10 protein-coding genes are annotated in these 12,467 nt (G+C 70.3%); 4 read left to right on the top strand and 6 right to left on the bottom strand.

Features of this window, described 5'->3' with window-relative positions; translation table 11 throughout:
* Nucleotides 1–9: 9 nt before the first annotated feature.
* Nucleotides 10–1,116: an NAD-dependent epimerase/dehydratase family protein gene (locus tag JRI60_RS06565; protein WP_204224996.1), complete on the bottom strand. Its 1,107-nt coding sequence runs from the start codon at nt 1,114–1,116 to the stop codon at nt 10–12.
* Complete coding sequence (locus JRI60_RS06560) at nt 1,113–1,481, bottom strand: NAD-dependent epimerase/dehydratase family protein (protein ID WP_239470380.1); 369 nt, start codon at nt 1,479–1,481, stop codon at nt 1,113–1,115. Before JRI60_RS06560 ends, JRI60_RS06565 begins: the two co-directional genes overlap by 4 nt.
* Nucleotides 1,482–1,868: 387 nt before the next feature.
* Between JRI60_RS06560 and JRI60_RS06555 the strand changes: the two genes are divergently transcribed.
* Together JRI60_RS06555 and JRI60_RS06550 are read left to right on the top strand one after the other, a co-directional pair.
* Entirely contained in the window at nt 1,869–2,876 is a 1,008-nt protein-coding gene (locus JRI60_RS06555) for a UDP-glucuronic acid decarboxylase family protein (protein WP_204224995.1), read from the top strand.
* A gap of 204 nt (nt 2,877–3,080) precedes the next feature.
* Entirely contained in the window at nt 3,081–4,850 is a 1,770-nt protein-coding gene (locus JRI60_RS06550) for a hypothetical protein (RefSeq protein WP_204224994.1), read from the top strand.
* A gap of 5 nt (nt 4,851–4,855) precedes the next feature.
* Here the strand turns inward: JRI60_RS06550 and JRI60_RS06545 are convergent, their stop codons facing one another.
* Nucleotides 4,856–5,149 (bottom strand): hypothetical protein, encoded by a 294-nt coding sequence (locus JRI60_RS06545; protein ID WP_275439138.1) that lies wholly within the window; start codon nt 5,147–5,149, stop codon nt 4,856–4,858.
* A gap of 281 nt (nt 5,150–5,430) precedes the next feature.
* Between JRI60_RS06545 and JRI60_RS06540 the strand changes: the two genes are divergently transcribed.
* Nucleotides 5,431–5,613: a hypothetical protein gene (locus JRI60_RS06540; protein WP_239470379.1), complete on the top strand. Its 183-nt coding sequence runs from the start codon at nt 5,431–5,433 to the stop codon at nt 5,611–5,613.
* An 82-nt stretch (nt 5,614–5,695) separates the two neighbouring features.
* On the top strand, nt 5,696–6,124 hold the full coding sequence (locus JRI60_RS06535) for a DUF1622 domain-containing protein (protein ID WP_204224993.1): 429 nt from the start codon (nt 5,696–5,698) through the stop codon (nt 6,122–6,124).
* On the opposite strand, the gene JRI60_RS06530 is transcribed toward JRI60_RS06535, so the two are convergent.
* From JRI60_RS06530 to JRI60_RS06520, 3 genes are all read right to left on the bottom strand, one after another.
* Complete coding sequence (locus JRI60_RS06530; protein WP_204224992.1) at nt 6,121–7,971, bottom strand: monovalent cation:proton antiporter-2 (CPA2) family protein; 1,851 nt, start codon at nt 7,969–7,971, stop codon at nt 6,121–6,123. The genes JRI60_RS06535 and JRI60_RS06530 overlap by 4 nt on opposite strands.
* A gap of 104 nt (nt 7,972–8,075) precedes the next feature.
* Nucleotides 8,076–10,754, bottom strand: coding sequence for a TIGR02266 family protein (locus JRI60_RS06525; protein ID WP_204224991.1), 2,679 nt, complete (start codon nt 10,752–10,754; stop codon nt 8,076–8,078).
* A gap of 208 nt (nt 10,755–10,962) precedes the next feature.
* Complete coding sequence (locus JRI60_RS06520) at nt 10,963–12,369, bottom strand: hypothetical protein (protein WP_204224990.1); 1,407 nt, start codon at nt 12,367–12,369, stop codon at nt 10,963–10,965.
* Nucleotides 12,370–12,467: the final 98 nt, after the last annotated feature.

Here is a 12,467-nt window from a genome sequence, read left to right as displayed (position 1 = left end):
CCGTTCGAGCTAGCCCGCGAAGGCTTCAAGCGCATCTCCTCTGATGGGTGGATGACTCGCGCGCTCCTCCGCCAGCGTCTCCAACCACGCGTGCAGCCGCGTCACGCCCTGCTCGACGTCCACCCGCGGAGCCCAGCCGGTGGCCTCCTGGAACTTGCGGGTATCGGAGACGTAGTAGCGCTGGTCTCCGGTGCGCCAGTCCTCGAAGCGGACCTCGGGGCGCCGCCCGGTGCGCTGCTCGATGAGGTCGAGCAGCTCCAGCAGACTCACCGTCCGCTCCGGGCCACCGCCGATGTTGAAGACCTGCCCCCGGAGCTTGTCGATGTTGGCCTGCGCGAGCTGAAAGGCGCGCACCAGGTCCTCGACGAAGAGGATGTCGCGCACCTGCATGCCGTCGCCGTAGAGGGTGATCGGCTTGCCCTCGAGCGCGCGGATGAGGAAGTGCGCCACCCAACCCTGTTCCTCGGTGCCAAACTGCCGCGGGCCGTAGATGCAGCTCATCCGGAACACCGCTGTCTTCAGCCCGAAGGAGTGCCCGTAGTCGAGCACGTACTGGTCCGCGCAACCCTTGGAGCAGCCATACGGGCTCTCGAAGTCGAGCGGGCAGCGCTCGCTGATGCCGTGGGCGCGCGTCGCCTCGTCCCTGGGCCCGTAGCGGCGGCCATCCTGGACGAGCTCCAGTCCCGGCAACCCGCCGTACACCTTGTTGGTGGAGGTGAAGATCAGCGGCGCGGGCTCGGCCATGGCCCGCAGGGCCTCGAGCACATTGAGGGTGCCGCGTGCGTTGACCTCGAAGTCGTGCACCGGGCCCTCGGGGCTGGTGGTCCCCGCCACCTGAGCCGCGAAGTGGAACACCTCCCCCGCGTCGCGCACGGCGCCCCGCACCGCCACCTCGTCGCGGATGTCCGCCACCACCACGTTGAGCAGCGACCCGTGGCGCTCCTTGAGCCAGCGCAGGTTGCGCACCACGCCAGCGCGCGACACGTTGTCGAACACCCGCACCAGCCGGCCTTCGCTCAGGAACTGGTCCGCCACGTTGGAGCCGATGAAGCCCGCCCCACCGAAGATGACCACCGGCTTGTCGTGACCGTTCCTCCGGGATCGTGTCTTGCTCATACGGTCAGCCCTCGCGCCTCGAGCTCCGCCTTCAGCCATTCCGCCAGCCCCCGCTGGAACTCGACCCGAGGCTCGTATCCCAGCACCTCGCGAGCCAACGTGATGTCGGCGAAGCAATGACGGATGTCGCCCATACGGTATTTGCCCGTCACCGCTGGCCGGATGTGTGGCTTGCCCATCACTTTGACGGAGCGGCCGCTGCCGATGTTGAGCACATGCCCGGCCGCGTCCTCGACCTCCATGGCCAGGCGGCAGGCGCGCGCCACGTCGTGCACGTTGACGAAGTCACGCTGCTGCATCCCATCCTCCAGATGCGAACCGATGAAGCCCGCGCCTCCGGTGATGAGTACCTGCTTGCGCCTCATGATTCCCTCCCAGCAACCGCCGCGCCACGCGCGTCTCTGGTTTGTGAAGGTCAGGGGGCCAGCCGATGTGGAACGGCCCCGTCTTTCCGCGGGAAGGGTAAGCACCCTGATGCCTGGCGGTACCCCGGGCCCGATGGATCCATCGCACTTGTCGCGGAGTGCTCTCGCTCACGTGCGTGAGTCGTAGAACGCCGGTCCTAGAACTGGAGTTCAGGGTCCATCGCGAGCAGGCAAGCCGACGCCGAGAGAGAGACGTGCACCGGAGAACGGCCCCGCTGCTTGCTGGCGGACGTGGCTGGCGCCTGACGCGTCGGGGACAAAACGCATGGCCCGTGGGCCGGCGATGGCCGCTCCCCCCGGCTCCAGCCCTGGCCGCAAGCTCCAGGAATGAACCGAATCCACGGCAAGCGGATCATCGTCCTGGGCGGAGCGGGCTTCCTGGGCTCACATCTCTGCGAGCGATTGCTCGCCGACGGCGCATCGGAGGTGGTGAGCGTCGACAACTTCATCACGGGTGACGCACGCAATCTCGTCGAGCCGCGCAAGGACGGGCGCTTCGTATCGCTGCACCACGACATCACCGAGCCGTTCGCCTTCGAGGGTCCGGTGGACTTCGTCTTCAACATGGCCTCACCGGCCTCGCCCATCGACTACGCGCAGCTGCCCATCGAGACGCTGCGGGTGGGCTCCATCGGCACCGAGAATGGCCTCCGGCTGGCCCAGAACAAGGGCGCGGTGTTCCTCCAGGCCTCCACGTCGGAGATCTACGGAGACCCGCTGGTGCACCCGCAGCGCGAGGAGTACTGGGGCAACGTGAATCCCATTGGCCCGCGCTCCTGCTACGACGAGGCCAAGCGCTACGGAGAGGCCATCGTGGCGGCGTACCGGCGCGCGCACGAGGTCCGCACCCGCATCGTCCGCATCTTCAACACCTACGGTCCCCGCATGCGCCTCAACGATGGGCGCGTGGTGCCCGCCTTCGTGGGGCAGGCGCTCCGGGGCGAGGACTTCACCGTCTTCGGAGATGGGAGCCAGACTCGCTCGTTCTGCTACGTGTCGGATCTCATCGACGGCATCGTGCGCCTGGCGGTGTCGGACGTGGAGGAGCCCGTCAACATCGGCAACCCGCGCGAGATGACCATCCTCCAGTTCGCCGAGGCGGTGCGCGCGGCCATGGGCGGAGGCAGCCGCATCACCTTCCAGCCGCTGCCCAAGGACGATCCCAAGCAGCGCCAGCCGGACATCACCCGGGCGCGCCAGCTGCTCGGCTGGGAGCCCCGGGTGGCACTCGAGGACGGTCTCCGGGAGACCATCGCGTACTTCCGCCGGCTGACCGAGCACTCGGACCCCCCGCGTACGTCCAACACGCGCGTGGACGCGGGCCCGGTCGTCTGACGGCGGGCATCAGGGCAGGGCCTCCAGCGGCGCCAGCGAGCGAAAGGACATGACATCCCCCGAGGACAGTGAATCCCGGCGGCAGTCTGCCCAAGGCGGGCGGCCATGCGAGCGCCCGGTGCCTCGGAGTGCGCTCCTCAGGACACAGCCTCCCTCCGGAGGTGAGGCCCCCTATCTTCTTCCGTCAAGGGGGAGACGACTCCAATGCTCGTCTATGGAGACCATGCGCGCGAAGTAAGGCCAGCCGAGGTGCTCGCGTCGCTTCGTGAACGCCTGCTCCAGGTAGGCGTCATGCCCCCGGGGCTCGGTCGCCATGCGGCACTGGTGGGCCTGCTCATCGAAGCGGGAGAGCTCGCGCAGGGCGTGCTCGACGCGGACTTCGCCGAGCGGCACCAGGACACGCTCAGTCCCCTTCACGAGGCATGTCTCGCGCTCCCCATGGCCCTGGCGCGCGCTGTCCGGGACTCCTACCGGAGCGGCTTCTCGCGCTACACCCCCGTGCCCCACGAGGTGCTCGCCACGCTCGAGAGCCAGGCGCTCCCGGAGCGGGTGACCGTCAAGGTCCCCGAGGGCTACGCCTACTACGCGCTCTACCCGGAGCTGTACCTGGAGGCCGCGAGCGCGCTCCAATCCCTGCCGCGCCCGCCTCTGGTGATTGGCATCCGCAGCATCGGAACGAGTCTGGCGTGCGTGGTCGCGGCCGCGGCGGACTCCCCGGTTCCTCCCCTCACCGTCCGGCCCGGAGGCCACCCCTTCCAGCGCACCCTCAACCTCTCGCCCGAATTCGAGCGCGAGCTCCTGGCCCGCGCGAGCGAGGCGCACGTCGCCATCGTGGACGAGGGACCCGGGATGTCGGGCAGCTCGTTCGGAGCGGTGGCGGACTTCCTGGAGGACCACGGTGTCCCCCGGGAGCGCCTGCTCTTCTTCCCGAGTCACGCGGGAGAGCTCGAGCCCGCGGCCAGCGAGCGCCACCGGACGCGCTGGGCCCAGGCACGCCGGTACACGGCCGACTTCGACCCGGAGCCCCTCCTCTCCTGGGTCGAGGATCTCACCGGCTCCGCCTACGGCCCGATCGTGGACGTGGGCGGCGGCGGCTGGCGTCACAAGGTCTTCCCCGACGAGCGGAACTGGCCCGCGGTCCACATCCAGCAGGAGCGGCGCAAGTACCTCGTCCTGGCCGAGCGCGGCACGTTCCTGCTCAAGTTCGCCGGCCTCGGGGCCCATGGCGAGCGGCGCCTGGCACGTGCGCGCCAGCTCGCGGACGCCAGCCTCGCGCCTCCCGTCGAGGGGCTGCGGCACGGCTTCCTCGTCCAGCGGTGGCTCGAGGGCGCCCGGCCCCTTCCGATGTCACGGGGGATGGATCGCGCGGAGCTGATGACGCGCGTGGGCGCCTACCTCGGCTTCCGTGCCCGCCGGTTCCTCGCGGAGCCCGGACGAGGCGCCTCCCTCGCGAAGCTGCTGGAGATGGCGCGCTACAACACCGCGCGGGTGCTGGGTGACGGGTACGCCGGAGCGCTCGACGTCTGGGCCTCGCGCCTCGACCGGCTCTCCGCCGAGGTGCGCCCGGTGGAGACGGACAACAAGCTCCAGGCCTGGGAGTGGCTCGTCCTCACGGACGGACGGCTCCTCAAGGCGGACGCGGTGGACCATCACGACGCTCATGACCTGGTCGGCTGTCAGGACGTGGCCTGGGACGTGGTGGGCGCCGCCGTGGAGCTCGGGCTGGACGCGGCCGAGCAGGACATCCTCGCCGAGTACGTGGCGCGCGCGAGCGGCCGCGCCGTCAGCCCCCGGCTATTGGACTTCTACCGGCCGTGCTACCTGGCCTTCCAGGTGGGCCACCACGTGATGGCGGCCTCGGCGCTGGAGGCGCTCGTCCCGGCGGAGGCCGCGCGGTTGCGCCGGGCCGCGGAGCGCTACACCCCGCTGCTCCGCGACCACCTCGACGCCCCCGCGCGCCCCTTCGAGGTGTGAAGGGCCTACTTCGCGTAGCGGCGCGTCATGCGCGCGCAGAAGGCGGCGAACTCCTCGATGTTCCGGGGCGGGCTCGTGTGGTGCTCATTGATGCCGCACGACCCCGGGGTGAAGCAGTACGTCAGCGTCACGTCGAAGTCCTCGAGCAGGCTCATCTGCCGGTCGAACCAGGCCTCGTAGTTGGGCCGGTGGCTATCCGCCCAGCTCAAGCCCGTGCGCAGCTTCTTCACGCCCAGCTTCTCGAGCCACGCCACCGCGGACTCCAGCCGGTGGTCCTCGAAGTGGAACCACCTCTTCAATCAACGAGCGCACCCGCTGCTCGAGCTGCTCGGTCGTCATCTCCGCTGGAGCCATCGGCACCTCGGCAGGCAGAACTTCCGCGCAGGGTGAGCAGCACCGCGGGACTTTCCAAGGCGTCTCTGGATACACAACCTGGTCGTCGTCGGACGCTCGACACCCCCACGGTCGCATCGACCCACGGACAGCACAGTGGAGTTGAGCCATTGGTCGAGAGGGCAAGTGGCTGTACGTCCAAGGAGTACTTAAGCCTTAGGCGAGCACATGGGGTAGCGAGGGACAGATGAAACGACCAGACACGATCCGCCCGCCAAGAGGGAAGCTCGCGGTCCTGCTGCCCGACATGGGCGCTGTCTCCAGCACGTTCATCGCGGGTGTGCTCCTGGCCCGCAAGGCCCTGGGACTGCCGGTGGGCTCGCTCACGCAGATGGGTTACCCCATGCAGACCTGTTCGTGCAGAGCATGAAGCTCAAGAACACGCTGCGCTCGCTCATGGGCGAGGAGCCCTCCTGCCCTCCCGGCACCGAGAGCTACGATTGAGAGAGGCCATGGCCTTCGCGGAATGGGTGTCGATGGCCGCGCGCCTCTTCGAGGGCGCCGGCGTGGCCGTCATGGTGGTGGGCACCGTCTTCTCGGCGGTCTCGGTGCCGCTGCGCCTGCGCCGAGAGACCCGTGAGAGCCTCTTCCGCCACTTCCGAGAGAAGGTCGGCCGCTCCATCCTGCTCGGGCTGGAGCTGCTCGTCGCCGCCGACATCATCCGCACCGTCAGCGAGGAGCCCACGCTCCAGGGCGTGCTCGTGCTCGGGCTCATCGTGCTCATCCGCACCTTCCTGAGCTTCACCCTCGCCGTGGAGTTGGAGGGCCATTGGCCCTGGAAGAGCGCGGAGCTGAAGCTGAAGGGGTTGAAGCAGGAGGAGCCTCGCGCTTCCGCGCAGCGGCCCGGGGAGGCGCCACAGGGCCCCGAGGGCGGGCGCTAGTCGTCTCCGCCCCCCTCCTCGTCCTGCCTGGTGGAACCCTCTGTCAGCGCGTCCGGGTTCAGCGCGACGCCCTGACGCTGAGGGCTCGTGAACGGCTCGGGGCGAGGGGCGGGACGGGTGTAGAGCCTGTCGCTGCCCACCCAGGGGTCCCGGCCCTGCTGCTGCTGCAGGGCGAAGCGCTCGCGATCGCGCCGGCGGATATCCTCCTCCACCTCCGCCACGCGCTCCCTCGACAGCCCCAGCTCCTCCAGCGCCGCGCGCCCGAAGGCGATCGCGCTCTCGAAGGTCTCGCGCATCTGGAAGTGCGCGCCCTGCTCCAGCAGCTCCAGCGCATGCCCTCGGTCGTACGCGCGCACGTACAGCCGCGCGAAGGGGAATGACGTCCGACACAGCTCCACGATGCGGTTGGCGGTCTCCTGGCGCTCCACACACACGCAGATGAGCCGCGCACGCTCCGCACCCGCCGCGCGCAACACGTCCAGCCTCGTGCCGTCGCCATAGTAGACCTTGAAGCCAAAGCGCTCGGCCGCCTCGATCATCTCCACGTCGTTGTCGATGGTGGTGACGTCGACCCCCTCGGGCAGCAGCAGCTGGCTGACGATCTGCCCGAACCGCCCGAAGCCAATGATGAGCACCGAGCCGTGTACGTCCTCGAAGCGCTCCTCGCGCTCGGGTGCCGCGCGCGTACGTGCGAGTCTCGGGGCGAGCGCGGCCAGCAGCGGCGTGAGCGCCATGGTGAGGGTCACGACCGCGACGAGCCGCGTGGCAATCACCTGCTCCATCACCCCGGCGGCCACCGCGGTGGAGAACAGGACGAAGCCGAACTCGCCGCCCTGCCCCAGGTACAGCGCGGTGCGGATGGACACCTCGTGCCCGTTGCGCAACAGCCGCATCAGCCCGTATACCACCGACGTCTTGATGACCGTGAGCGTCACCACCGCGCCGAGCAGCAGGGGCCAGGCATGCGCGATGACCCGGAGGTCCACCGTCATCCCGACGGAGATGAAGAAGAGCCCGAGCAGCAGCCCCCGGAAGGGCTCGAGGTCCGCCTCGAGCTCGTGCCTGTAGGTCGACTCGGCGAGCAGGACGCCCGCGATGAACGCGCCGAGCGCGGAGGACAGCCCCACGTACGTCATCAGCGTGGCCGCCGCGATGACGACGAGTAGGGCGGCCGCCGTCATCACCTCATGGGCCCCCGCGCTCGCGAGCACCCGGAAGAAGGGGCTGAGCAGGTAGCGGCCCGTGAGCACCACCACCGCCAAGGCGCCCAGCATCTTCGCCCCGGACAGCCAGACCGGGTCGCCCCCGGCCGTCTTCACCGGGGAGAGCAACGCCACGAGCGCGAGCAGCGGCACGATGGCCAGATCCTGCAACAGGAGGATGGCGAACGCCTTCTGGCCATGGGGGTGTTGCGCCTCGCCGCGCTCTCCGAGCAGCTGCATGACGAGCGCCGTGGACGAGAGCGCGAGCCCGAGCCCCGCCACGAGCGAGGCCTGCCACGAGCGCCCCACCACGAGAAGCGGGTAGAGCATGGCCAGCAGGCCGGTGAAGACGACCTGCGCCGTGCCGAGCACGAAGATGTCGCGGCGCATGGCCCACAGCCGCGTGAGGTTGAGCTCCAGCCCGATGACGAAGAGGAAGAGCACGACGCCGAGCTCGGCGACATGCATCACCGAGGTGGAGTCGGAGAAGAGTCCGAGCCCGAAGGGGCCGATGACGAGCCCCGCCGCCAGGTAGCCGAGGATGGAGCCCAAGCGCAGCCTGCGGAAGAGCGGCACGGCGACGACCGCCGCTCCAAGGAAGATGAGCGCCTGGACGTAGATGGGATCCTGGGGGCTGGCGGCCATGGCACCACAGGGTAGCTCAACCCGGGATGCTCGATACCCTCACCCCGTCCCTCTCCCAGAGGGAGAGGGGTTGTTGTTGTTGTTGTTGTTGGGGGTTGTTGGGCTCAGGCCTTTCCCACCACCTTCTTCAGGAAACCCCAGAAACGCCCCGAGCGCTCCTTCAGGTCCTGTCCTCGACGCTCCTCCGCCGCCCTCGCCGCGTCCGAGGCCACGTTCAGCCTCTGCCTCAGCTCCTCCGGCGTGTAGCGCGTCGCCAACGTCGCCTTCATCTCCTTGCGCGTCGAGTACTCCAGCGCGTTCACGTGCAGCACGCACTCCGAATCCAGCCGCAGCGTCACCGCCACCCGGACGGAGCCCTTCGGGCCCTTCGGCAGGCCCTCCAGCCTCACCGTCCCCAGGTACTCGTTCGCCGAGATGTGGTTGTCCTCTCCCTGGAAGATGGACAGCTCCATCACCTCTTCGTTGTCCCTCGTCGTGGAGATCGCGAACGAGCGCTGCGCCGGCAGCGGCGTGTTCCTCTCGATGACCCGCGTGAACCCTCCTCCCGGCATCGCCACGCCAATCGTCATCGGCAGCACGTCGATGAGCACCACGCTGCTCACCTTGTCCACCGCGCTCGAGTACAGCGCCGCTCCCAATGCCACCGCCTCGTCCGTGTTCACCCCCGCATGCGGCGGTTTGCCGAAGACTTCCTTCAGCTTCTCCCGCACCAGCGGCATCCGGCTCTGTCCTCCCACCAGCAGGATGTCGTCGATCTCCCCGGGCCGCAGCTTCGCGTCCAGCAATACGTCCCGCACCACGTCCAGCGTGCGCATCACCAGCGGCATGCACACCCTCTCCATCTCCGCGCGCGTGAGCGTCACGTGCAGGTCGTGCGGCTGACCCCCCTCGCCCATCATCAGCATCGGGATGTGCACCTCGTACGTGCTGCTCTCCGACAACGCCACCTTCGCCCGCTCCGCCGCGTCCGTCACCCGCGACAAGGCAATCCGGTCCCCCTGGAACGCCACCTTCTCCTGCTGCTGGAAGCGCTCCAGCAACAGGTCCACCAGGAGGGTGTCGAAGTCCATTCCCCCCAGGAAGATGTCGCCTCCCGTGGACAGCACCTCGAACACGTTCCCGTCGATGCGCAGGATCGTCGCGTCGAACGTGCCGCCTCCCAGGTCGTAGACGAGCACCTTCTTCGCCATGTCCCGGTTCAGCCCGTACGCCAGCGCCGCCGACGTCGGCTCGTTCAGGATGCGCTCCACCTTCAGCCCCGCCATCCACCCCGCCCGCCTCACCGCCTCGCGCTGCGGCTCCGAGTAGTACGCCGGCACCGTCACCACCGCCCGCTCCACCTTCTGCCCCAGGTGCTGCTCCGCCAATTCCTTGCACTCGCGCAGGATGATGCCCTGCACCTCCTCCAGCGACAGTACGTTGTCCCCCATCCGCACCGCCGCCCGGCCTCGCGCGTCGGGGACGATCTCGTAGTGGAAGCGCTCGCGCACCTGGTTCACCACCGCGCTGTCGAAGGGCCGCCCCACCAGACGCTTCGCGCCGTAGATGGTCTGGTCCGGACGCAGCAGCACCTGGCTCTTCGCCCGGTGGCTCACCAGCAGCTTGCCCTGCGTCGTGAGCGACACCACCGAGGGAATCGTGTTGTAGCCCTCGCGCGAGCGCAGCACCGTCGGCTTGTTGTTCGTCACCACCGCCACGCACGAGTTGGTGGTGCCCAGATCGATGCCGATCACCGGGCCCTTGCCCTCGATGCTCGTGGGCGGCGTGAGGAAGACGGTGCGCACCTGGCCCGGCGAGCTCTTGGGCTCGGGAGGCAGCGCGGCTGGCCTCGCCGCGGCCGGCGCCGGTGCCGGAGCGGCGGCCGCCGGTGCCGGAGCGGCGGCCGGCGTCGCGGGACGGGCTGCCGGGGCAGGCGCGGCGGGCGCAACGGGCTTCTTCGCCGGAGGCCTGCGCATGGGCTGCCCCGCCACCGGCCTGGCGAACTCGAGCGGCTCGTCGTCGTCGGAGGCCTCCAGCTCGAGCTCCACCGCGCTCCCGCGCTGGGCGGGGGGCACCGGCTGCGGCGTGGGAGGGGCCGGTTGCGGCGTGGGCCCGGGCATGGCCGCCGCCGAGAGATCCCAGTCGAACTCCTGCCCCCCTCCGACCGGGCGCGCGGGCGGCTTCGCGGCGGGCGCGGGCGCCGCGGCGGGCGGAGGCGGCGTGCTGAAGACGAGCTCGTCGATGGGGATGTCGACGGCGGTGATCGGCGGCGGAGGCGGAGGCGCGGGGGGCTCGACCGGCCGGGCCGCGGAGACGGGCCGGGGCATGCCCGGGGTGACCGGCGCCACGGACGGAATCCCCGACACCGGAGGCACCACCGGCGCCGCGGCCGGCGGCCTCACGGGCGCCACCGGCGGGGCGACCACCGGCGGCGGCGTCCTGGCCGGCGTCCGTGGTACCTGCTGCACCTCGCCCTTGCGCTGCAGCATCCGGTCCACGAGCGCCTGCGAGGCCGGATCCAACTCCGTGAACTGGATGCCCATCCCCGGAGGCCCGGACAGATCCTCGGGCGGACGCACCCACCGCACCACCGCCGCGCCCCTCATCACCCGCACGCCCTCGGCGATGCGCACCTCGAACTTCACGGGCGTGCCCACCGGCTGCGGCTCGCGCGAGCGGATGAACATGCCCCCGGGGCTGATGTTGACGGCGAACTCCTCGACGAAGCTGCTGATGTCCGTGTGCTTGAGCTTCACCAGCAGGCCCACGGCCTTGCGATCCGTCGTGCGCCGATCCTGATCCATGACTCCGACTGTCGCGGGTCCCTCCCTCCCGCTCAAGTCTTTCCGCGCTCCTCCGCCCTCCTGCTTGCCCGGCGCGCCATACAAGGGCGCACATGGGTCTTCCCCGGACTCCGCCCCCAACGGAAGGCGACGTGCCCGGAGGGTCCTCGGATCGGAGACCCCGGAGGTTGTTCCAACTTTCCGAGGAATCAGAAGTCCTCGAGGCGGCTCAAGGCACGAGGAGCCGCAGGAAGGCCTCCTGGTCCCACGCGTTCTCCGCCTGTGCGCCCCCGTGCCGCTGGTAGCCCGCGAGCGTGAGCCCCTGGCCCGGGACGAAGCCCAGCGCGGTGCTCGTCACCGGGCAGCTGCTCTCGGGGCACTCGCCGGGGGACAGCGTGCGCTGGTCGCGCTGCGCGCCCTCCGGCTCGTACAGGCTCAGCACGCCGCCGCAGGCCGCCACCACCCCGCCCTCGTCATCCACCGTCACCGCGGGCGACGCCGGGTTCGCGCCGCACGCGAGCGGCTGTGCCCAGCGCTCGGCCCCCTCCGGACCCGCGGCGAGGACGAAGGCCCCGGGGCCGGTGAGCGTCGTCCCTCCCCACGCGAGGGTGCCGCGGAACTCGCCCACCAGCGCCACGCTCTCGTCCGGGCCCGGCTTCAGTCCGGTGACGCGGCCATCCACTCCCCGCAACTCCCGGCCCCACGCGAGGCGCCCATCCGGCTCGAAGGCCAGCAGCACCAGGCCCTGGCTCCCCTCGGCCCCGAAGGTCCGGCCATCCACCCGGAGCGTGCCCACGAGCCGCCCCGCGAGCAGCGCCCGGCCCGAGGGCAGATGCCCCAGCGCGAACAGCTCCGTCCCGTCGGCCACCACGTCCAGCTGCCGCGTCCAGAGGTAGGTCCCCTGAGCATCATGGTGGGCGAGCACCGGGACATGGCCCTCGGGCGTCCACTCCTCGGCCGCGACGAGCACGCCGCCCTCGCCGTCCGCCGCCAGCCCGTACACCTTCTGCCCCACGCGCCGCTGCCACAGGGGCTCGCCCGACTCGGAGAACTTCACCAGGAAGCCGTCGTTGGCCTCGCCCAGGCCGAAGTCCAACGGGTACAGGAAGGCATTGCCGGTGAGGAAGACCTCTCCCGAGGGCGAGGACCCCACGAGCGGCGAGGCCACGCGCATCCGCGAGTAGTCGCGCGTCCACCGCTCCGTCCCATCCGGTCCGTACTTCGCCACCGAGAGGCCGCGCCGCTGGCCGGGCACGGACTCGCGGTCATCGTCCTCGCGCGGCGTGGAGAGCCACACCACGGAGATGTCCCCCGTGCGCGCCACGGCCAGCGCCGTCCCGAGGTCGTCCTGCGGTCCGCCGAGCCGGTGGAACCAGGACCGCGAGGGGGGCCCGGAGTCCCCGGGGGCGGGCGCCCCCTTCTCAGGCTTCGGGGCGGACGACCCCGGGGTCCCCGCGCTCGGCCCGGTACCGGGTGCCGGCGTCTCCGGCCCGGTCGTCTGGACGGGAGGCTGCCCCGAGTCGTCCCCAGGGGTGCCCGTCTCCGCTCCTCCACATCCCACGGCCAGCGCCAGCAGCGCGGTGGGCATGAGGCCCTTCCACAGACGGTTGGCGTGTACTCCAGACGCTCGGTGCATGTGCTCTCCCCACCGTCCCTCCCGGCCGGAGGGGCCCTGGAGAAACGAACCGGCGGAAGGTAATGGGGGCATTCCCAGCGGCATCCCCCCAGGCGGGC

The sequence above is a fragment of the Archangium violaceum genome (assembly GCF_016887565.1).
GTDB lineage: Bacteria > Myxococcota > Myxococcia > Myxococcales > Myxococcaceae > Archangium > Archangium violaceum_B.
This window is presented reverse-complemented; position numbering and strand designations above follow the sequence as displayed.